At 55.9% G+C, this 20612-nt stretch carries 18 protein-coding genes and 2 pseudogenes; 16 read left to right on the forward strand and 4 right to left on the reverse strand.

The features are described from left to right. The first annotated feature begins 220 nt into the window (after positions 1 to 220). Together ACOTZF_RS04130 and ACOTZF_RS04135 are read left to right on the forward strand one after the other, a co-directional pair. Entirely contained in the window at positions 221 to 1819 is a 1599-nt protein-coding gene (locus ACOTZF_RS04130; protein ID WP_421636046.1) for an ABC transporter substrate-binding protein, read from the forward strand. 98 nt (positions 1820 to 1917) lie between these two features. Next, entirely contained in the window at positions 1918 to 2151 is a 234-nt protein-coding gene (locus ACOTZF_RS04135) for a YdcY family protein (RefSeq protein ID WP_013096483.1), read from the forward strand. A gap of 3 nt (positions 2152 to 2154) precedes the next feature. Here ACOTZF_RS04135 and ACOTZF_RS04140 read toward each other — a convergent pair whose 3' ends face one another. Beyond that, on the reverse strand, positions 2155 to 2604 hold the full coding sequence (locus tag ACOTZF_RS04140) for a DMT family transporter (RefSeq protein ID WP_114518833.1): 450 nt from the start codon (positions 2602 to 2604) through the stop codon (positions 2155 to 2157). Then, positions 2601 to 3119 carry a GNAT family N-acetyltransferase gene (locus ACOTZF_RS04145; RefSeq protein ID WP_013096485.1) on the reverse strand — a complete coding sequence of 173 codons (519 nt, stop codon included), beginning with the start codon at positions 3117 to 3119 and terminating at the stop codon, positions 2601 to 2603. Before ACOTZF_RS04145 ends, ACOTZF_RS04140 begins: the two co-directional genes overlap by 4 nt. Positions 3120 to 3269: 150 nt before the next feature. Here ACOTZF_RS04145 and ACOTZF_RS04150 point away from each other — a divergent pair, with 150 nt between their 5' ends. From ACOTZF_RS04150 to ACOTZF_RS04160, 3 genes are all read left to right on the forward strand, one after another. Then, positions 3270 to 3845 (forward strand): helix-turn-helix domain-containing protein, encoded by a 576-nt coding sequence (locus ACOTZF_RS04150; protein ID WP_013096486.1) that lies wholly within the window; start codon positions 3270 to 3272, stop codon positions 3843 to 3845. Positions 3846 to 3910: 65 nt separating this feature from the next. After that, positions 3911 to 4951, forward strand: coding sequence for an NADP-dependent oxidoreductase (locus ACOTZF_RS04155; RefSeq protein WP_129317807.1), 1041 nt, complete (start codon positions 3911 to 3913; stop codon positions 4949 to 4951). A 253-nt stretch (positions 4952 to 5204) separates the two neighbouring features. Then, entirely contained in the window at positions 5205 to 5873 is a 669-nt protein-coding gene (locus tag ACOTZF_RS04160) for a GntR family transcriptional regulator (RefSeq protein WP_129317808.1), read from the forward strand. A 138-nt stretch (positions 5874 to 6011) separates the two neighbouring features. On the opposite strand, the gene pqqU is transcribed toward ACOTZF_RS04160, so the two are convergent. Further along, complete coding sequence (pqqU, locus tag ACOTZF_RS04165; protein ID WP_040022667.1) at positions 6012 to 8126, reverse strand: TonB-dependent receptor PqqU; 2115 nt, start codon at positions 8124 to 8126, stop codon at positions 6012 to 6014. A gap of 244 nt (positions 8127 to 8370) precedes the next feature. Between pqqU and ACOTZF_RS04170 the strand changes: the two genes are divergently transcribed. Then, entirely contained in the window at positions 8371 to 9432 is a 1062-nt protein-coding gene (locus tag ACOTZF_RS04170; RefSeq protein WP_013096490.1) for a YncE family protein, read from the forward strand. A 93-nt stretch (positions 9433 to 9525) separates the two neighbouring features. On the opposite strand, the gene ansP is transcribed toward ACOTZF_RS04170, so the two are convergent. Next, on the reverse strand, positions 9526 to 11022 hold the full coding sequence (gene ansP, locus ACOTZF_RS04175; protein WP_020684770.1) for an L-asparagine permease: 1497 nt from the start codon (positions 11020 to 11022) through the stop codon (positions 9526 to 9528). A 382-nt stretch (positions 11023 to 11404) separates the two neighbouring features. On the opposite strand from ansP, the gene ACOTZF_RS04180 reads away from it, so the two are divergent. The 10 genes and pseudogenes from ACOTZF_RS04180 to pptA all read left to right on the forward strand — a co-directional run bounded on the left by ACOTZF_RS04180 (position 11405) and on the right by pptA (position 20494). After that, a complete protein-coding gene (locus tag ACOTZF_RS04180; RefSeq protein ID WP_020684771.1) occupies positions 11405 to 11944 on the forward strand; it encodes an AAA family ATPase in 540 nt (179 codons plus the stop codon). Between the two features lie 122 nt (positions 11945 to 12066). Further along, a complete protein-coding gene (locus ACOTZF_RS04185) occupies positions 12067 to 13074 on the forward strand; it encodes an LLM class flavin-dependent oxidoreductase (protein WP_129317809.1) in 1008 nt (335 codons plus the stop codon). Then, on the forward strand, positions 13053 to 14174 hold the full coding sequence (locus ACOTZF_RS04190; protein ID WP_038981844.1) for an amidohydrolase: 1122 nt from the start codon (positions 13053 to 13055) through the stop codon (positions 14172 to 14174). Before ACOTZF_RS04185 ends, ACOTZF_RS04190 begins: the two co-directional genes overlap by 22 nt. A 16-nt stretch (positions 14175 to 14190) precedes the next feature. Beyond that, a pseudogene (locus ACOTZF_RS04195) lies at positions 14191 to 16453 on the forward strand (NtaA/DmoA family FMN-dependent monooxygenase). Between the two features lie 9 nt (positions 16454 to 16462). Then, on the forward strand, positions 16463 to 16972 hold the full coding sequence (locus ACOTZF_RS04200; protein ID WP_013096497.1) for a GNAT family N-acetyltransferase: 510 nt from the start codon (positions 16463 to 16465) through the stop codon (positions 16970 to 16972). A gap of 9 nt (positions 16973 to 16981) precedes the next feature. Then, complete coding sequence (locus tag ACOTZF_RS04205) at positions 16982 to 17914, forward strand: amino acid ABC transporter permease (protein ID WP_129251880.1); 933 nt, start codon at positions 16982 to 16984, stop codon at positions 17912 to 17914. Next, positions 17898 to 18670, forward strand: a pseudogene (locus tag ACOTZF_RS04210) (amino acid ABC transporter ATP-binding protein). Before ACOTZF_RS04205 ends, ACOTZF_RS04210 begins: the two are co-directional and overlap by 17 nt. Positions 18671 to 18679: 9 nt before the next feature. Then, on the forward strand, positions 18680 to 19567 hold the full coding sequence (locus ACOTZF_RS04215; RefSeq protein WP_129251744.1) for an ABC transporter substrate-binding protein: 888 nt from the start codon (positions 18680 to 18682) through the stop codon (positions 19565 to 19567). Positions 19568 to 19608: 41 nt separating this feature from the next. Beyond that, the gene (locus ACOTZF_RS04220; protein ID WP_013096501.1) at positions 19609 to 20226 is read left to right on the forward strand and encodes a glutathione S-transferase family protein; all 618 of its coding nucleotides are present in this window, start codon (positions 19609 to 19611) and stop codon (positions 20224 to 20226) included. Between the two features lie 37 nt (positions 20227 to 20263). Then, the gene (pptA, locus tag ACOTZF_RS04225) at positions 20264 to 20494 is read left to right on the forward strand and encodes a tautomerase PptA (RefSeq protein WP_023621239.1); all 231 of its coding nucleotides are present in this window, start codon (positions 20264 to 20266) and stop codon (positions 20492 to 20494) included. Positions 20495 to 20612 lie beyond the last annotated feature (118 nt).

The following is a 20612-nucleotide window of genomic DNA, read 5'->3' on the forward strand; positions in this document are numbered from 1 at the left end:
GGAAGAGACGCTAAAAGCGCCGATTTCTTGCGGCATAGATCGTGACGGTTGTGCTTGACGGATAATGGAACTTAAGACAAATCAACTTTTTCGGCACTGGCTGTAAAACCAGCGAAAAACGCGGCTTTAGAATAACCTGATAGTGTTTCGTTATTTGCCAGCTTATAGCGGCTGTGCTGTTATTACTGTCCTATATAATAAAACTGTCAGGGTTATAACCATGTCTACAGGGAAAAAACTGCTCGCCCTTGCGCTGAGCGCTATTTTACCAGCCGGTGCCGCATGGGCGGCAAACAACGACACCCTTATTTACTGTTCTGAAGCGTCCCCCGAGTCGTTCAACCCGCAAATTGCCAGCTCAGGCCCGTCATTCGTCGCCAGCTCTCAGGTACTCTATAACCGCCTGATCAATTTCGACCCGGTGAAAAACACCCCGGTTCCGTCTCTGGCGGAATCCTGGACGATTTCACCGGACGGCAAGACCTATACCTTTACGCTGCGTAAAGGGGTGAAGTTCAACAGCAACAAATACTTCAAACCGACGCGCGACTTTAATGCCGATGACGTTATTTTCTCGGTCATGCGTCAGAAAGACCCTAAACACCCGTATCACAATGTGTCGCAGGGCAATTACGAATACTTTAACGACGTCGGCCTCGATAAGCTGATCCAGGACGTTAAAAAGGTCGATGATTATCATGTTCAGTTCACCCTCAGTGAACCGAACGCCGCTTTCCTGGCCGACTGGGGCATGGATTTTGCCTCCATTTTGTCTGCCGAATATGCGGATGCAATGCTGAAAAAAGGGACGCCTGAGAACGTCGACACCTGGCCAATCGGAACCGGCCCCTATGTACTCCAGCAGTACAAAGTGGATTCTCTGATCCGCTATGTGGCTAACCCGAACTACTGGGAAGGCCCGGTCCCGACCAAACACCTGATCTTCTCCATCACGCCAAACGTGGAGACTCGTCTGGCGAAACTGCAAACCAATGAGTGCCAGATCATTCCTGCGCCATCTCCGGTGCAGTTTGACGTCATTAAGAACAACAAAGACCTGACGCTGCACACCGTCGATGCGCTGAACGTGGGGTATCTGGCGTTCAATACCGAGAAAAAGCCGTTTGATAACGTGCTGGTGCGCCAGGCGCTGAACTACGCCACCGACAAAAAGACCATCGTTAACGCCGTCTTTATGGGCTCCGGTACGGTCGCGAAATCTCCAATTCCGCCAAATATGATGGGCTTTAATAAAGATCTGAAGGATTACAGCTACGACCCGGAAAAAGCGAAAGCCCTGCTGAAGCAGGCCGGACTGGAGAAGGGCGTGGAGGTCACGCTGTGGTCAATGCCGGTACAGCGTCCGTACAACCCGAACTCCCGCCGTATTGCCGAGATGATCCAGAGCGACTGGGCGAAAGTGGGCGTGAAGGCCAAAATCGTCTCTTACGAGTGGGGAGAGTATCTTTCCGGAATGCGTAAAGGCGAGCACGACTCCGCGCTATTCGGCTGGATGTCGGATAACGGCGATCCGGATAACTTTGCCGATGTGCTGCTGGGCTGCAATAGCATCAAAACCGGCTCCAACGCTGCGCGCTGGTGTAATAAGGATTATGATGCCCTGGTGCAGAAAGCCAAACTGACCAGCAACCCGGACGATCGTGCGAAGCTGTATAGCCAGGCGCAGGAGATTTTCTATCAGCAGGCGCCGTGGATTGCGCTGGCAAACGGCAAAACGTTCTATGCAACCCGCAGCAACGTCACGGGTTACAGCGTGAGCCTGATGGGCAGTGATTTCTCAAAAGCGAAGCTGAACTAAACATTTATAGCCGGGTGGCGGCTACGCCTTACCCGGCCAACTCATGCCCCGTAGGCCCGGTAAGCGCAGCGCCACCCGGCAACGGAAAAGGAGTGACAATGTCACATTTAAACGAAGTTATCGCCCGCGTGGATGCCGCGATTGACGAAAGCGTCATTGCACATATGAACGAACTGCTGATTGAACTGAGCGATGATGCTGAGCTGAGCCGCGAAGAACGCTATACCCAGCAGCAGCGCCTGCGTACCGCGATATCGCACCACGGTAAGCAGCATAAAGAAGAGATGGAGGCGCGCCAGGAGCAGCTCACCAAAGGCGGCGTTATTCTGTAATGTTCAAAACTGGCGTCGGGCCACCAGCCACGCGCCCACCACCAGCATCACTGCACCGCACACCGGGCCGATCAGCGCCCGCAGAGGGATGCCATGGCTTTTTAGCACGTCCATTATCAGCCCGCCGATGAGCTGGCTTGCCACCAGCACGGCGATGGTTGTCGCCGCGCCAACATTCTGGTAACCGCTGATGCTGGCAAAAACAAAAAATGAACCCAGCAACCCGGGGATCAACGTCCACCAGCGCACCGTGGATGCCAGCTCGCTAAACCCCGCGACCCCTTGTTTAAACAGCAGAATGCTGACAAACAACACAATGCCGACCAGCGAGTTCAGCAGCATCGCAATGAGTATGGTGGAGGAGGACTGGGTGATGCGCACCATCAGGGTATTTTGCACCACCAGGCCAATGCCCGCCGCCACCAGAAAAGCCAGCGCCAGTGATTGGTTCATTTAATCGCATCCGGATCGCTGCGCTCATCAAGCTGCAGCTGCATAAAGGTTAAGTCCAGCCAGCGGCCAAATTTGGTGCCCACCTGCGGCATCTGACCCGTTGTAACAAAGCCAAGCGTCTGATGAAGATGGATGGAGGCGTGGTTCTGCGCTTCAATCCCCGCCACCATCACATGCTTGCCGATGTCACGGGCTTCAATAATCAACGCCTTCATCAGCATACGGCCAATGCCTTTGCCCTGGTGATCCGGGTGGACGTAAACCGAGTGCTCTACCGTATGACGAAAACCGTCAAAGGCGCGCCAGTCACCGAAGGAGGCATAGCCGGTGATGATGCCATTCTCTTCGCTTACCAGCACCGGATAACCTGCGAGGGTGCGGGCCTCAAACCATGCGATACGGTTATCAGTATCGACCGTGGTATCGTTCCAGATCGCGGCGGTGTGCAGCACCGCGTGGTTGTAAATTTCACCAATAGCGGCGCAGTCTTCTTTGCAGGCATGACGAACGATCATGATGGAACCCCTGAATGTGTTGTTTACTATGTTATTACGTTATTGCTACGATATTACACAACAACCCGGACAGATGGCTACGGTATAAGCTCGATTTTTTTGTTATTAAAACCTCATTGAAATACCGTTCATACACTATAGTATGACGTCATGAACACCATAACAGACACGATGAATCAACGGATTAGCGCAAGAATTCGCCTTGAACGCGAATCACGCGGATGGTCGCTGAGCGAACTCGCCGATCGGGCAGGCGTCTCGCGCGCCATGATCCACAAAATTGAGCGCGGCGACAGCAGCCCGACGGCAACGCTGCTTGCGCGCTTATCCGGCGCGTTCGGTATCAGCATGTCAACGCTGATAGCAAGAGCGGAGATGCAGGAGGGTAAACTGCTGCGCCTTGCTAACCAGCCCGTCTGGCGCGATCCGCAAACCCATTACCTGCGCCGCCACGTTTCACCGCGTACCGATCTGCCCATCGATCTTGTCCAGGTTGAACTGCCCGCCGGGAGCGATGTGCCGATGCCCGCATCGTCCTATGCGCTGGCCCGCCAGCTGATCTGGCTGCAGTCCGGGGAGCTGGTCTTTCAGGAAGGCGACACCCGCCACGAAATGCAGGCCGGGGATTGTCTGGAGCTCGGGCCGCCCAATGACTGTCGGTTCATTAACGAAACCAATGAACCCTGCGTCTATCTGGTGGTTCGTCTTAACCAGTCTGGCTCGTAATGTTAAGGCGCTCAGGCGGATCATGAGCCAGGATCAATGGACATCTGTACCATAAGGAGTCTCTGATGAATCAATCTGTTTCGCAAAATCGTCGCTGGGTACTGGCTTCGCGTCCACACGGCGCGCCGGTCGCGGATAACTTTCGTCTCGAAGAGCAGCCGGTTCCGGTACCGGCGGCAGGAGAAGTTCTGCTGCGTACGATCTGGCTTTCGCTTGACCCGTACATGCGCGGCCGCATGAGCGATGCGCCATCCTATTCACCGCCGGTTGAAATTGGTGCGGTGATGGTCGGCGGAACGGTCAGCCGCGTTGAGCAGTCCAGTCATCCGGATTTTAAAGCAGGGGAATGGGTGCTGGGATACAGCGGCTGGCATGAGTACGACCTCTCTGACGGCAGTGGTCTGGTCAAACTGGGCGAAAATCCCTCCCATCCTTCCTGGGCGCTGGGCGTTCTGGGGATGCCGGGCTTTACCGCCTACATGGGGCTGCTGGATATCGGGCAACCCAAAGCGGGTGAGACCCTGGTGGTTGCCGCGGCAACGGGGCCCGTAGGTGCGACGGTTGGGCAAATTGGTAAAATCAAAGGCTGCCGGGTCATCGGTGTGGCCGGAGGCGCAGAGAAATGCCGCCATGCCGTTGAGGTGCTGGGCTTTGACCAGTGTCTGGATCATCATGCCGATGATTTTGCCACGCAGCTTCAGAACGCCTGCCCGAACGGTATTGATATCTATTATGAAAACGTTGGCGGTAAGGTCTTTGACGCCGTGCTCCCGCTGCTCAATACCTCCGCGCGGGTGCCGGTATGTGGTCTGGTGAGCGGCTACAATGCCACCGGTCTGCCTGAGGGGCCGGATCGTTTGCCGCTGTTAATGGGCACCATCCTGAAAAAACGCATTCGTATGCAGGGTTTTATCATCGGCCAGGATTACGGACACCGTATCAAAGAGTTCCAGGAAGAGATGGGGCGCTGGGTGCAGGAGGGTAAAATCCACTATCGTGAACAGGTGACCGACGGGCTGGAAAACGCACCGGATGCCCTGATTGGCCTTCTGGAAGGCAAAAACTTTGGCAAAGTCGTGATTCGCGTCGCGGCAGACAATAAATAAACAAGATTATGGCGGGGTAACCCGCCATATTTATTTGTGAAGATACGATATATTGTCTTTAATTAAACCTACACAGCTTTCGTGCCTTCCTTGCGGATGAGCCAAAGAGCGATAAAAAACCGTGTTTGTACTTTTTGATGTTTATACGCATTTCCCACCACCAGGCATGACGATACAGGATATATCGGACCAACGTCGTTTATTTAAACTGACGTTAATAAATAGCATTAAGTTTTAGCTACAGGAATTGAACATGCTTGATTTGGATCATTTAGAGAAAGCGCAAAGAATCAGTCTTACCATGCAAGTTGAAATCAGTTTGAAAGGAGCATTAATTACAGGCTCGTTGAAACCTGGCGCTCGACTGATTACCAAAGAGATTGCCGATAAATTAGGAACCAGTATCACACCGGTTCGTGAGGCACTTTTGCGTCTGGTCTCCTCTGGGGCGCTGCAGGCCACACCGGCGCAGGCGTTTCTGGTGCCGGAGGTCACGCTGGAACGCTATAACGAGATCACCGCTATCAGGAAACAACTGGAACCAATGGAGGTAGCGGCCGCCTGTCAGCATATGACGCCAGCTAAGCTTGAGACGTTGCGCAAAATGTCGGATGCCTTTCATGAGGCGATGCGCAACGGCAATGTTCAGCAGGCGCTGCACGCGAATCGCGTGTTTCGGTTCACCCTTTATCAGTATGCGGAGATGCCAACGCTCAGCGCATTAATTGAGCAGCTGTGGATACGCATCGGGCCCTGTATTAACTATCTGCATCAGGAGCTCAACGACATCAAAGCGTCGGCGTATCACAACGAGGAGTTACTTGCGGCACTGGAAAGAGGGGATGTTGAAGCCAGCCAGAAAGCGGTGGATAAACTGATTGATGAAGCTAATTCACTTTTACAGCGTCAATATTTTAGCTGAGGAATTATTTAGTAGCCAATCTATATTTCCGTCGTAAAACATTCGCTCTATGAATAAGTCCTGATGGCTCTACGCCATCAGGAACGATATTTAAGATTACGAAAGAGAAAAACAGGCAATAAAATGCCTGTTTTAGTCCTACTCGAAACGATAAGCAACCGACAGGCCAACGCCGTAGTTACGACCCGGAGCAGGTTCGTAATAACGTCCGTTAGATTCGTTGACAATCACCGAGCCGGCATACGTTTTGTCGAACAGGTTATCAACGCGACCAAAGAGATCCAGGCCCCAGTTGCCATAGTTGAACTTATACCCGGTATTCAGACCGACCACCGTGTAAGACGGAGCCTTTGCCGTGTTTTCGTCGTCGGCCATGATATCGCTCATGTAACGCACGTCGGTACCCGCGTACCAGCCTTCTTCAGGCTGCCAGCCAAACGAAGCAAAGCCCATATTGCGGGCAATACCCGGCATCCGGTTGCCGTTACAGTTGTCATCACCGCAGACGTTGGTGCGGTAGGTGGCGTCCAGATATGTCCATGCCATTTTCAGCTTCCAGTTTTCAGCAAACTGCTGATCGAGGGAAACTTCCACCCCCTGACGACGGGTTTTACCGGCGTTTTTGTAGCTGGTACGTCCGCCAGAGCTGGCATCCACCACAATTTCATCGTCGGTGTCGGTGCGGAACAGGGCCGCGGTCAGCAGGCCATTGCCGATGCGGGTTTTGCTACCCACTTCATAGGTATTGTTGGTGGACGGTTTCAGGCCAATGTTCAGGCCGCCCTGGTTATCCGCGCGGTAGGAGAGTTCATTGATGGTGGGGGTTTCAAATCCACGACCTGCCGCAGCGTAAAGGTTCCACGCGTCGGTCACGGCATACTTCACCGCCCCGGCCGGGAGCCACTTGTGATAGCTCGCGTCGCCGCTGTCGTCGCCGTTGCCTGGCGTAACGTAATGATCGTTGGAATCAAACCAGACGGAGCTGTAACGTACCCCGGCATCCACAGAGAGTTTCTGGGTTAACTGCCAGCGGGTTTGCAGGTAAGGATCGACGTTCCACATCAGGTTACGTTCGTTGCGGCGCTTGTCGCCTTTTACGCCGTACTCCGGTACGCCGTTGTTCATCACGAAGTTCTCATACCCGCGACGATCTTCGCTCATGTTTTCGTAGTTCAGGCCGGTGGTAAAGGTCACCGGCACCAGCAGTTCGCCGCGGTGCGTCCAGCGTGTATCGATGCCCTGATAGTGACGCTGCATATCAATCACGCCGCCAGAGTGGGAGGGGCGCAGCTGTGGCTGATAAGGGATCGACTGGTACTGGGTCATTTCGCGCTCGCCAGCGTACATCATGACGCTGAGATCGTCCTGCGCGCTGAGCTGGCGGTCATAGCGCAGCCCGGCCTGGGTCTGCTTGATGGTTTTGCGCGTGTTGTACTGATCGCCACGCGGAGACTGGCGCGGGTTATCCTGCCACTCCTGGTAATTCAGTCCACCCGGATCGTTGGCTTTCATGTCCACGCTGTTAAAGATCAGCGTCAGCTTGCTGGCATCGTCAATCCGCACGCCCAGTTTGGCGTTGGCGAGATTCTTCCGCGCACCACTGTGATCGCGGTAGCCTTTGGTGGTGAAGCGGGTGGTGGATACGGTGTAATCCACATCGCCCGCGTGTGTGCCGTCGCCCATCGCGCCGGTGGCTTTCATCCCGTAGCGCCAGGTACCGTAACTGCCGTAATAGCTGCTGGCCTCAATGGTCGGCGGCTGTTGACCGGTCTGGGTGTTGATGTTGATCACGCCGCCGGAGGCGTTGCCATACAGGGCAGAGAAGGGGCCGCGCAGCACTTCCACGCTCTCAACGCTGGAGAGATCGATGTTAGAGGTCTGGCCCTGGCCGTCAGGCATGGTCGCCGGGATCCCGTCCACGTACATTCGAATACCGCGCACCCCGAAGGTGGAGCGGGCACCAAAGCCTCGCATCGACAGCTGCAGATCCTGGGCGTAGTTCTGGCGGTTCTGAATTTGCAGGCCGGGGACGCTACCAAGCGATTCCGAGAGGTTAATGCGTGGCGCAGCGTGACGCATATCATCGCCGTTCACGACGCTGACCGCCGCCGGGGTATCAAGCTCCGATACCGTTTGTGGGGTGGCGCTGACGATCAGGGTCTGTTCATCCGCGCCCATTGCGGTGAGGGGCGAAAAGATAACAGGAGCCAGCAGCAGTGGAAGCGTAGCCCTATGGGCAGAAATGATTTTCATGAAATAAACCGGTTAAGGATAAGAAACGTACCAAATGGAACATGTGCATATATGTTAAAACTTTTGTAAATGCTTTGAAAACTATAACCGCACATTGCGTTAAGGAAAGGCGAAACGGAAAAGAAAAACTCCACATTTTGCTGATTAATGATTACTATTCTCATTAACAAAACGGCAATGCCATGACGTTGCCGACCGGAAGTGATGTCAGCAGTACACCCCCTCTTGTGAAAAAGGAATTGTTATGTCTTTACGTCATCTGTGCTCGCCGCGTCTGCGTCGTTCTCTGTTGTGTAGCGCTTTACTGCTTGCCGGTACCTTCCAGGTGCATGCTGGCGAAGAGATGTTGCGCAAAGCGGTAGGCAAAGGCGCGTATGAAATGGCCGTGAGCCAGCAGGAGAATGCGCTGTGGGTTGCGACATCACAAAGCCGTAAAATGGATAAAGGCGGAATTGTGTATCGCCTCGATCCGGTCACACTGGACGTGACGCAAGTTATTCATAACGATCTTAAACCGTTTGGCGCCACCCTGGATTCGGCCTCCCAGACGCTGTGGTTGGGCAACACCATCAACGGTGCCGTGACCGCCATTGATGCCAAAACGGGCGAGGTGAAAGGGCGCCTGGTTCTGGACGACCGCAAACGCAGTGACACGGTCAAACCGCTGCAGCCACGTCAGCTGGTGGCGGATGATGCCACCCACACCGTGTACATCACCGGGGTCGGTAAAGAGAGCGTGATCTGGGTAGTGGATGGCACAACGCTGAAGCTGAAGGATACCATCGCCAATACCGGTACTTACGGCACCGGCCTCGCGCTGGATGCGCAGGCGAAACGACTCTATACCACCAACGCCGATGGCGAACTGGTGACAATTGATACCGCCAGCAACAAAATCATCAGCCGCAAAAAGGTGCAGGATGATGGTAAAGAGCACTTCTATCTGAACCTGAGTCTGGATACGGCCGGGCAGCGTGCCTTCCTGACCGATTCAAAACAGCCGGAAGTGCTGGTGGTGAGCCTGAAGGATGGCAGCGTGATTGAGAAGATCGCGACGCCAGAGTCGCTGGCGGTGCTCTTTAACCCGACGCGCAATGAAGTGTACGTGACGCATCGTGAAGCCGGAAAGGTGAGCGTGATTGACACCAAAACCTACAAAGTGACGAAAACCTTCGACACGCCGGTCTATCCAAACAGCCTGGCGCTCTCTGCCGATGGCAAAACGCTGTACGTGACGGTGAAACAGAAATCCACCCGTCAGCAGGAAGCGACCCAGCCTGACGATGTGGTACGTATCGCGCTCTAATGCGGGCTTTGCCCGGTGGCGCTGCGCTTACCGGGCCTACAAAACCCTGAAATGTAGGCCGGGTAAGGCGAAGCCGCCACCCGGCTTTTTTTATTAACGCGAGGTCTCTTCCACCAGCGGGCCGTCGTGTTTTTCATCGTCATGATGAACCGGCGCGGTGCTGTGGATTTCATGCACGCGCTTACGCACGCCAAACCAGCCGGCAATCAGCAGAACGGCCAGCAGCGGAATGGTGGCGATGGTATAGGTGCCGTTCGGGTAGTCGAACGCCATCAGTACCAGCACGCTGAACAGGAACAGCAGGGTGAGCCATGAGGTCACCGGAGCACCCGGCATCTTGAAGCTCACGTCAGCTGCTTTGCCCTCTTTAATGGCTTTGCGCAGACGCATCTGGCAGACCACGATAAAGGCCCAGGAGGCGATAATCCCCAGCGCGGCCACGTTCAGCACGATCTCGAACACGCGGGACGGCACCAGGTAGTTCAGGAACACGCCAAACACGTAGACCACCAGCGTCGCCAGGATACCGGCATATGGTACCTGCTGCTTGCTCATCTTCGACATAAACTTCGGCGCAGAGCCGCCCATCGACATGGAGCGCAGAATACGGCCGGTAGAATAGAGGCCAGAGTTGAGGCTGGAGAGCGCCGCGGTCAGCACCACGATGTTCATGATACTGCCCACGTATGGCACGCCGAGCTTAGAGAAGAAGGTCACAAACGGGCTCTGACCCGCCTGGTAGGCGTTCCATGGCAGGAGCAGAACCAGCAGCACCACAGAACCCACATAGAACAGACCGATACGCCAGATCACGCTGTTAATGGCTTTTGGCACCATGGTCTGCGGGTCTTTACATTCGCCCGCCGCCGTACCCACCAGCTCGATAGAGGCAAAGGCGAACACCACGCCCTGCACCAGAACCAGCGCCGGCAGCAGACCGTGCGGGAAGAAGCCGCCGTTATCGGTTATCAGATGGAAGCCGGTTGCATTGCCGTCCAGCGGCTTACCGCTGCCAAGGAAGACGGTACCGACGACCAGGAAAATCACAATCGCCAGCACTTTTACCAGTGCAAACCAGAACTCCATCTCGGCGAACCACTTCACGCCGATCATGTTCATGGTGCCGACAATCGCCAGGGCGCCAAGCGCAAAGACCCACTGCGGGATATCGCCAAACGCGCCCCAGTAGTGCATATACAGCGCAACGGCAGTGATATCGACGATACCGGTCATCGCCCAGTTAACGAAGTACATCCATCCAGCGACGTAGGCGGCTTTTTCACCGAGAAATTCGCGGGCGTAAGAGACAAAGCTGCCGCTGGAAGGGCGATGCAGTACCAGTTCGCCCAGCGCGCGAAGAATGAAGAAGGAGAAGATCCCGCACACCAGATAGACGAGGGCGAGAGCCGGGCCAGCCATCTGCAGACGTGCACCAGCACCTAAAAACAGACCTGTACCGATAGCGCCGCCGATGGCGATCATTTGAACCTGACGGTTGCCCATCGCTTTGTGGTAGCCCTCTTCATGGGAGTTTAACCAGCGACGTTTAGCAGCATGATGATCGGCTGCGCTTTTATTGCTTGTTTTCATTGAGTTACCTGTTTGCCTGTCTGAACCATTATCGTGATAGCCCTGCCTGGCAGAGAGCATACAAACGATTGCTTCTGCGCAAACACATGTCGCCTTCCCAGTCATTCTGCGTATGGATAAGGCGAAACATGGCGAGGCATCCTACCTGCAATTGATAAGCGACGCAAAATATAACCGTGCCGAAAGTGATGCACGTCGAAGGAAATCGTGTGGTCAGAGCAGACGGGGATCACAACGCGCTGAATCGTGGTGAGTTTTTAGACAAAAGATTCGCGGATTGATGATTTAAACATCAGTGGCGCTTATCAGTTGCTCAGTGGAACTAGCGGAAGGTAAACGCTATGATCGGTTTGGTTTTTATTCTGCCAGAACGAGGCTAACGGTGAAAATTAATGTAATCGGCACCAGCGGAAGTGGAAAAACCACGCTGGCAAGACGGATCGCTGATGAGCTGGCTATTCCTTATATTGAGATGGACAGGCTTTACTGGCGCCCGAACTGGCAGGGCACAGCAGATGATGCGTTTCTGGAAAAACTGGAGCATGCATTAAGCGCTTCTCAAAACTGGGTGCTCGATGGCAACTATAACCGCACGCGCCCTGTTAAATGGCGCAATGTGGATCTGGTCGTCTGGGTGGACTATGGATTTGTCCGTACGCTGTATCAGGCCGTTATCCGGGCGATCAAGCGGGCCTGGCATCAACACGAACTCTGGCCGGGAACGGGCAATAAAGAGAGTTTCCGGCGCGCCTTCCTCAGCAGAGAGTCCATTATCATCTGGACGATTAAAACCTGGCGCAACAACCGCAGGCGTTATCAGGTCGATATGCAAAACCCGGACTACGCACACATACGCTTTATTCGTATTACCCGCCGCGCTCAGGCGGAAACGCTGATTTCCTCCCTAAAGTCTTATTCTTAACAGGGTTTTATATATCTGATTTCCGGCAAACCAAATGTAAATTAATTGTTTCTCAGCGGTGAAATACGCCTTTATTAATAACGACATGTTAAGTCAAACGAGAACGCAACACGTCCTGGCGAATCAGCATTCTGGATAAAAGCCCCATCGCTGAAAATGAAACAGCCGCCGATGCGCTGGCGCGAACCCTGGCGCTGGCGCAACAGGCGGAAACTCTCGGTTATCACCGTTTCTGGATTGCCGAACACCACAACACCCCACAGTTGGCCAGCCCCTCGCCGGAGTTATTGATTGCCTGGATCCTCGGGCAGACAACGCGTATCCGCGTGGGATCGGGCGGCGTCATGCTGCAACACTACAGCCCGTATAAAGTTGCAGAAAACTTCAATCTCCTGGCTGCCCTGGCTCCCGGACGCGTGGATCTGGGCGTTGGAAAAGCGCCTGGCGGTCTGCCGCTCTCCACCCGCGCGTTGCAACGCGGTCTGAATCAGCAGGAAAAGGGCAGCTTTGCCGAACAGCTGGCGCAGCTCGATAGCTGGATCCGTCCTGAAAATCAGTCCGCGGAGGAGGCGGTGCGCGCCACGCCGTTGCCGCCGGTTCCGGCGCAGGGATTTCTGCTGGGGGCGAGTGTCGAAAGTGCTCTGCTGGCCGCAAAGCTCAACTGGCATTTTGTCTTTGCTGCTCACCTGAATGGCGATCCCGACCTGCTGCGCGAGGTCATCACCACCTGGCGTGAACACAGCGCCCGGGAGGTGATTGTGGCGGTGCAGGTCATTGTGGCGGACTCTCAGGCCCAGGCGCACTCGCTGGCACAAAAGGTTGAAGTCTGGGGCGTGGAGCTGGCAAACGGCCAGCGCGTTACGGTGGCCAGCGAAGAGCAAGCCTATGCGTTTGCGCGTCAGGCAGGCAGCGAGCCGCTGCGTATAGCGCGTCGCGCGCAGTCGCTGGTGGCCGGGACCGCTGAGTCGGTACTGGCACAACTGGACGCTCTGCATCACCAGTGGGGGATTGACGAATTCATTATCGACACACCGGTTGCGGACGGCGCCGCGCGCGTGCAGTCCCTGCGTCTGCTGGCGCAGGCGCGACTTAACAGGGAGGTTAACGTATGCGTTTTGGCGAACAACTGATTGCCTGGCGTCGTGAGCTGCACCAGCACCCGGAGCTGTCGGGCCAGGAGGTGGAAACAACCGCCCGTTTGCACCAGTGGCTGACCCATGCCGGTATTACGCCGCTGCCTTATGACTTGCCTACCGGGCTGGTGGCGGAGATCGGCACCGGCAACAAACTGATTGCCCTGCGGGCGGACATTGATGCCTTACCGATCGAAGAGCGCAGCGGGGTGGCGTTTAGCTCGCAGCGTGCGGGAGTCATGCACGCCTGCGGTCATGACATCCACACCAGCGTGATCCTCGGGGCGGCATTAAAACTAAAAGAACGTGAAGCGTTGCTCAACGGCCGCGTGCGGATCCTGTTCCAGCCTGCCGAAGAGAACTTTGGCGGTGCGAAGAGCATGGTGCGGGCCGGGGCGTTACGTGATGTCAGCGCCATCTTCGGTATGCACAACGAGCCGGGGTTGCCGGTGGGTGAATTTGCCACCCGCGGCGGGCCGTTCTATGCCAACGTCGATCGGTTTGTGATCCGCATTACCGGCAAAGGTGCTCATGCCGCACGGCCTCATGAAGGCAACGACGCGATTGTGCTGGCAAGCCAGCTTGTTACCGCGTTGCAGAGCGTCGCCAGTCGCAACGTGAATACGCTGGATTCCGTTGTGCTGAGCGTAACGCGCATTGCGGGCGGCAATACCTGGAACGTCCTGCCGGAAAGCGTTGAGCTGGAAGGGACGCTGCGCACGCATCGCACGGAAGTTCAGCAGAACGTCAAAGCGCGTGTCGGTGAAATCGCTGCCGGATTCGCCAGCGCCTTCAGTGCCCGGATTGATATCACCTGGTATGCCGGACCGACTGCGCTGGTCAATGACGAGCATTGGGCGGCGTTTGCCACGTCGGTCGCCCGGGAAGCGGGTTATGAAACGCAGCATGCCGAGTTGCATATGGGCGGAGAGGATTTTGCAGTCTATCTGCAGCAGATCCCCGGCGCGTTTGTCAGCATTGGCAGCAATAGCCCGTATGGTTTACATCACCCGGCCTTTAATCCGGACGAAGCATTAATTGAGCCGGCTGCCCGTTATTTTGCACAGCTTGCGGAAAAAGCCCTGCAACACGTTTAATTCAGAAGAGGTGAATATGTCTGCAACACGACAATTGCGGCTGGGGACCATTTTGCACGGTGCTTCCGGGAATATGTCCGCCTGGCGCCATCCTGCGGCGGTGGCCGATGCCAGTATTAATTTTGATTTCGTCAAAGCGACGGCGTTAAAAGCAGAGGAGGGCAAGCTCGACTTTTTATTCGTAGCCGATGGCCTCTACATTAATGAGAAGTCGATCCCGCATTTTTTAAATCGCTTTGAGCCGTTAACGGTGCTCTCCGCGCTGGCGAGCATTACCTCGCGTTTGGGGCTGGTGGGCACGTTATCCACCTCCTACAGCGAACCTTTTACCGTGGCGCGCCAGTTTGCCAGCCTGGATCATCTCAGCAACGGCCGCGCGGGCTGGAACGTCGTGACCTCGCCGCTGGAAGGGGCGGCCAGGAACTTCTCGCGTGAAAAACACCCCGAGCACGCGCTGCGCTACCGCATTGCGGATGAGTATCTTGACGTAGTGAAAGGGCTGTGGGACTCGTGGGAAGGCGATGCCTTTGTGCGCAACAAAGAGAGTGGTCAGTTTTTTGACCCCGCCAAACTGCATACCCTGGATCACCGTGGTGATTTCTTCCAGGTCGCCGGGCCGCTCAATATTGGTCGCACGCCGCAGGGACGTCCGATTGTGTTCCAGGCGGGCGCATCGGACGACGGTAAAAAGCTGGCTGCGAAGCATGCCGATGCGATCTTCACCCACCATGAAACCTTCGAAGAAGCACAAGCGTTCTACCGCGATGTGAAGCAGCAGCTGGAAAACAACGGTCGTCGTGCCTCTGATTTGCACATCTTCCAGGGCGTGAGCGTCATTGTCGGAAAAGATGCCGAAGATGTGGAAAACCAGTACCAGACCACCGCGGCGCTGGTGTCGGTTAAGGATGCCCTCAATTACCTCGGACGTTATTTCGAACATCATGATTTCAGCCAGTATCCGCTCGACGCGCCGTTCCCGGATCTCGGCGATCTGGGGAAAAACAGCTTCCGCAGCACCACGGATGAGATAAAGCGTAATGCCCGCGAACGTCAGCTGACGCTGCGTCAGGTCGCGCTGGAAGTGGCCTCACCACGCCCCCGTTTTTCCGGCACGCCGGAGCAGGTGGCGGACGGCCTGCAGGCGTGGTTCGACGGCTATGCAGCCGACGGCTTCATCATCCAGGGCGGGACGCCAGATACCTTCCCGCGCTTTGTTGACCAGGTGGTGCCGGTGCTACAGGCCCGCGGCCTGTTTCGCACTGACTACCCCGGGACCACGCTGCGCGACAGCCTGGGCCTGGACGAACCCAAAAATCAGTTCACACAACAATAAAAGAGAACCCGCTATGCAGAAACCATCGCTTATTCTGGCGCTCGCGCTGGCCTTTACCCCTGCCGTCTGGGCAGAGAATGTGAACATTAACGGCACTGGCGTGAGTATTGAGGCCAACAAAACGCCGATCAATACCGCCAAAAACGGCGATGCCATCGCGCAGTTGCCGAAAGATTATCGCTTTGCCGTGCCGGGGAAATTTACCGTCGCGGTGGCGGGCCTCAATCAACCGCCGCTGACGGTTTTCTCGGATGACAACAAAACGCTTCAGGGAAGCGAAGTTGACGTGGCCCGTCTGGTGGCGGATAGCCTCGGGCTGGAGCTGAACGTGGTGCCAACCTCCTGGGAGGACTGGCCGCTGGGGGTGGCCTCCGGGAAATACGATGCGGCGATCAGCAACATCACCGTGACTAAAGCGCGTAAGGAGAAGTTTGATTTCGCCACCTACCGTAAGGATTCGCTCGGTTTCTATGTGAAATCAACCAGTTCAATCACATCCCTGCAGAAGGCGGAGGACATTGCCGGGCTGCGGATTATTGTGGGCTCAGGCACTAACCAGGAGGCCATCCTGCTGGCATGGAACGCCGAAAACCTTAAGAAGGGACTGAAACCGTTTACCCCGGTCTACACCAAAGATGATGCGGCACAAACGCTGGCGCTCCAGTCCGGGCGTGCGGATGCGTATTTTGGCCCAAACGTGATTGGCGCGTGGAAAGCGGCGCTGACCGGTAAAACCAAACTGGTCGGTAGCGTTGACGGCGGCTGGCCGAAGGCGGCGCATATTGCGGTGACGCTGAAAAAAGGCAGCGGCCTGGTGGAACCGGTGCAGACCGCGCTCAACGGCGTGATCAAAAACGGCGATTACGACAAAGTGCTGAACCGCTGGGGAGAAGGGGTGGAACGCATCCCGCAGTCGGAAGTCAACCCGGCCGGTCTGGGTGATTAAGGAGGCGTTATGAGCGAACAATTTCGTGACGTTTCGCCGGAAGATGCCGATCTTCAGCCCATCATCAATGGGCTGTTCGGTGAATACGCTGCCCGCTACGGTGACTATTTTTCGAAAGATGCTGAGGTCGAGCTCACCGAATGGTATCTGGCGCCGCAGGGGCTGTTTATCGTCCTGGAGCGTGACGGGAAGATTATTGCCACCGGGGCGTACAAACCCTTCGACGAACGCACCGCAGAAATCAAACGCATCTGGACGGACAAAAGCCTGCGTCAGCAGGGGCTTGCGGGGCGCGTGGTGCAGGAGCTGGAGCGCCGGGCGGTGCTGGCAGGCTACAGCCAGATCTACCTGACCACCGGTTTTCGCCAGCCGGAAGCGGTACGGCTCTATCTTAGCCAGGGTTACCAGCCGCAGTTCGATCTCAACCGCGATCCGGAAGAGTACAGCCAGCCCCCGTTTGATGGTCGGCTGCGTTTCACCAAAACGCTGGTTCGTGAAGCGTTAAGTAAAACCGCATGAGGTACGATGATGAGCAACGTTGAAACCATAAAAGTGGTCCCGGCGCGTTATCCGCTGCGGGGCGTCGGTGCCGTGGTGGCGCTGTTTGTCCTGGCGGTCGTTGTCCAGTCCGTCGCCTTTAACCCGCGCTGGGAGTGGTCTGTGTTTGCCCGCTGGTTCTTAGACCCGGTGATCCTTGAAGGCGTCGGCCAGACATTACTGCTGACGCTGATCGGCACCGCGCTGAGCGTGATTTTGGGCGGTATGCTGGCGCTGGCGAGACTCTCGTCATCCTGGCTGCTGAGCAGCCTGGCCTGGGGCTATATCTGGCTGTTTCGCTCGCTGCCCCTGATTGTAGTGCTGATCATCCTTTATAACTTTTCCTATCTCTACGACACGCTCTCGCTCGGGGTGCCGTTCACCGGCATGACCTGGGGCAGCTTTGAAACCATCAATGTGCTGGGACAATTCTCTACCGCCGTTGTCGGGCTAACGCTGGTGCAGAGCGCCTATACCGCGGAGAACATTCGCGGGGGCTTCCTCGGCGTGGATCATGGTCAGTATGAAGCGGCCGCTGCGCTGGGGCTACCGGCCTGGCGTCGTACGGTACGGATCATTCTGCCGCAGGCGCTGCGCACCATACTGCCGTCCGGGTTTAACGAAATCATCAGTCTCGCGAAGGGGACGGCGATGGTTTACGTGCTGGCCATGCCGGAGCTGTTCTACACCATCCAGATGATTTACAACCGCACGCAGGAGGTGATCCCGCTGCTGATGGTAGGTGCCGCCTGGTACCTGGTGATTACCACCGTGTTGTCCGCTATCCAGTATGGTGTTGAGCGGGGACTGGCCCGCAGCGAACGTCGCTCGGCGGTGAATCAGAACCGTACCCTCAGCCGTACCCGTTCCCGTTCCGTCACCACCACGCCCGCACAGGAGCCCGTCCATGCAAGCCTCTCATGAAGGACATATTTCCATTACCGGCGTCAGTAAATTCTTTGGTCGCCATAAAGCGCTCGATAACGTGTCGCTTGAGATCCCACCGGGCCCGTCACGGTGATCCTCGGACCGTCCGGCTCCGGTAAATCGACCCTGCTGCGCACCATCAACCACCTTGAGCGCGTCGACGAAGGGTTTATTCAGATTGACGGGGATTACATCGGCTATCGCCGTCGGGGTGACAAACTCTACGAGTTAAAAGAGAAAGAGATCCTCAAACAGCGCGTCAATGTGGGTTATGTGTTCCAGAACTTTAATCTCTTCCCGCATCTCACGGTGCTGGAAAACCTGATTGAAGCGCCTGTCGCCCATAAAAAACTGAGCAAAAAAGAGGCCGTTGAGCAGGCGTATAGCCTGCTGGATGTGGTGGGGCTGCGTGATAAAGCGGATGCCTGGTCGCGCCATCTCTCCGGCGGGCAGCAGCAGCGCATCGCCATTGCCCGCGCGCTGGCGCTGCGTCCGCGCGTCATACTGTTTGATGAACCCACCTCGGCGCTAGACCCGGAGCTGGTTGGCGAAGTGCTGGATGTCATCAAGAAACTCGCCCGTTCCGGCACCACGCTGGTGGTGGTCACCCATGAGATCGGTTTCGCCAGAGAAGTAGCGGATCAGGTGGTGTTTATGGTCGACGGTAAAATTGTGGAGCAGGGCAGCAGCGACGAGGTGCTGAACCGGCCATCGCACGCGCGAACGCGTCAGTTCCTTTCACGAGTCCTGTAAGGAGTACCCATGAAATATGGACTTCTGGCAGGGCTGGCCTTTACCGCCGCCAGCCATGCCAGTATTGATTTAAAAGCCAACGAGCAGCCGCTGCCGGTGACGGTGGATCAGCAGGCGGTGGCGAAGATCCCCGCTCATTACAAATTTGTCGAGCCGGGAACCCTCACGGTGGCCATTTCTGCGCTTAACTCACCGCCGCTGGCCCTGCTTGCCAGCGACAACAGTACGCGAATCGGCAGCGATCCGGATATCGCCCGGCTGCTGGCAGGCAGCCTGGGGCTAAAACTGAAGCTCGTTCCCACCGCCTGGGAAGACTGGCCGCTGGGGATCACTTCCGGGCGCTATGACGTGGCGCTGGTGAACATTGCGGTGACCGAACAGCGCAAAGAGAAGTTTGATTTTGCGACCTATCGCGTCGATTCGCTGGCGTTTACGGTGAAATCCACCAGTCCGGTGCGGTCGATTAACGGTCCTGAAGATCTTGCGGGTAGAAAGGTTATTGTCGGATCCGGCACCAATCAGGAGCGCATCCTGTTAGGCTGGAACGAGGAGAATAAAAAGGCCGGGCGTGAGCCCGCGCTGCCGGTGTACCTGACGGATGATGCCTCGGGCAATCTTTATATTCAGTCCGGGCGGGCGGATGTGTTCTTTGGACCACAGTCGGTCGCGGCGTATAAAGCCGCGCTGACCGGTAAAACGCGCGTTGTCGGGCTGGGCCCGAAAAAAGCGTATGTCGCCACGACCACCAAAAAAGGCAATCAACTGGTCTACGCCCTGCAGGCCGCGCTGGACGGCGCGATCACGCGCGGGGAGTATCAGAAGGTGCTGGCGCGCTGGGGAGAGCAGGGCGAAGCGGTGACACACTCGGAGGTTAACCCGCCTGGGATCACGTATTAATTGTGCTCTACACTTAGGATTTTCACTCCTGAGAGGGCAACATGATCAAACTTTATGGTGCACCCGGCTGGGGCTCGGCAATCAGCGAAGTGATGCTGACTCTGGCAGACATCCCTTACGAGTTTATTAATGTGGACGGGTTTGATGCGCCCGGTCCGCAGCGCGAATTGCTGCAAAGGCTCAATCCATTGTGTCAGGTGCCGACGCTGGCGCTGGAAAATGGCGCGATCATGACCGAAACAGCCGCCATCGCCCTGATGGTGCTCGACAGGTGTCCCGATCTGGCGCCGCCCGTCGGACAGGCAGAACGTCAGCAATTTCAACGCTTGCTTATCTGGTTTGTCGCGAACGTCTATCCGACCTTTACCTATGCCGATTATCCCGAACGCTGGGTGCCTGACGCACCGGAACAACTGAAGAAAAATTGTATCGAATACCGCAAATCCCTCTATTTGTGGTTCGATAGCCAGCTCAAAGCGGCCCCGTTTGCGCTGGGTGAACAGCTTACGCTACTCGACGTCTATATTGCGGTCGCACGTACCTGGGGGCCACGGCATGCGTGGTTTGCCGAGAATACGCCAAAGATAACGGCCATTGCAGACGCCGTGTGTCAGCTTCCTGAACTGCACAAGGTGTTAAAGGCAAACGGCATTATCTGATAACGTGTAAACCTGATTCATAACAGGAAGCCTGCACATGCCACATGTAGATATCAAATGTTTTCCCCGGGATTTAAACGACGAACAAAAAAACGCGCTGGCGGCTGATATTGCCGAGGTGATAATTCGTCATTTCAACAGTAAAGACAGTTCAGTGTCGGTGGCGTTAAACCAGGTTAATCCTGAAGACTGGAAAGCGCAGGTCTGGGACAGCGAAATTGGCCCGAATCTGGATTCGTTGATTAAAAAGCCCGGCTATTCGATGTAATTTTATTTGCCGGGCAGCGGCCTCGTTGACCCGGCATTTAAGTTTCTCGCGACATTTCGCAAAAATCGATAATACGATCCTGTGACGTTTCCGTTACACTTTCCCTCTCTAAAACTTT

The sequence above is a fragment of the Enterobacter cloacae complex sp. SHL021 genome, assembly GCF_049237765.1.
In the GTDB taxonomy this organism is placed as follows: Bacteria; Pseudomonadota; Gammaproteobacteria; order Enterobacterales; family Enterobacteriaceae; genus Enterobacter; species Enterobacter cloacae.

Bases quoted from the DNA above. Each gene is read 5' to 3' on its own strand.
- ansP (WP_020684770.1), bottom strand. From the start codon at position 11,022: ATGAAAACAAGCAATAAAAGCGCAGCCGATCATCATGCTGCTAAACGT.
- pqqU (WP_040022667.1), bottom strand. From the start codon at position 8,126: ATGAAAATCATTTCTGCCCATAGGGCTACGCTTCCACTGCTGCTGGCT.
- ACOTZF_RS04140 (WP_114518833.1), bottom strand. From the start codon at position 2,604: ATGAACCAATCACTGGCGCTGGCTTTTCTGGTGGCGGCGGGCATTGGC.
- ACOTZF_RS04170 (WP_013096490.1), top strand. From the start codon at position 8,371: ATGTCTTTACGTCATCTGTGCTCGCCGCGTCTGCGTCGTTCTCTGTTG.
- ACOTZF_RS04160 (WP_129317808.1), top strand. From the start codon at position 5,205: ATGCTTGATTTGGATCATTTAGAGAAAGCGCAAAGAATCAGTCTTACC.
- ACOTZF_RS04150 (WP_013096486.1), top strand. From the start codon at position 3,270: ATGAACACCATAACAGACACGATGAATCAACGGATTAGCGCAAGAATT.
- ACOTZF_RS04220 (WP_013096501.1), top strand. From the start codon at position 19,609: ATGATCAAACTTTATGGTGCACCCGGCTGGGGCTCGGCAATCAGCGAA.
- ACOTZF_RS04130 (WP_421636046.1), top strand. From the start codon at position 221: ATGTCTACAGGGAAAAAACTGCTCGCCCTTGCGCTGAGCGCTATTTTA.
- ACOTZF_RS04155 (WP_129317807.1), top strand. From the start codon at position 3,911: ATGAATCAATCTGTTTCGCAAAATCGTCGCTGGGTACTGGCTTCGCGT.
- ACOTZF_RS04135 (WP_013096483.1), top strand. From the start codon at position 1,918: ATGTCACATTTAAACGAAGTTATCGCCCGCGTGGATGCCGCGATTGAC.
- ACOTZF_RS04145 (WP_013096485.1), bottom strand. From the start codon at position 3,119: ATGATCGTTCGTCATGCCTGCAAAGAAGACTGCGCCGCTATTGGTGAA.
- ACOTZF_RS04205 (WP_129251880.1), top strand. From the start codon at position 16,982: ATGAGCAACGTTGAAACCATAAAAGTGGTCCCGGCGCGTTATCCGCTG.
- ACOTZF_RS04200 (WP_013096497.1), top strand. From the start codon at position 16,463: ATGAGCGAACAATTTCGTGACGTTTCGCCGGAAGATGCCGATCTTCAG.
- pptA (WP_023621239.1), top strand. From the start codon at position 20,264: ATGCCACATGTAGATATCAAATGTTTTCCCCGGGATTTAAACGACGAA.
- ACOTZF_RS04215 (WP_129251744.1), top strand. From the start codon at position 18,680: ATGAAATATGGACTTCTGGCAGGGCTGGCCTTTACCGCCGCCAGCCAT.
- ACOTZF_RS04190 (WP_038981844.1), top strand. From the start codon at position 13,053: ATGCGTTTTGGCGAACAACTGATTGCCTGGCGTCGTGAGCTGCACCAG.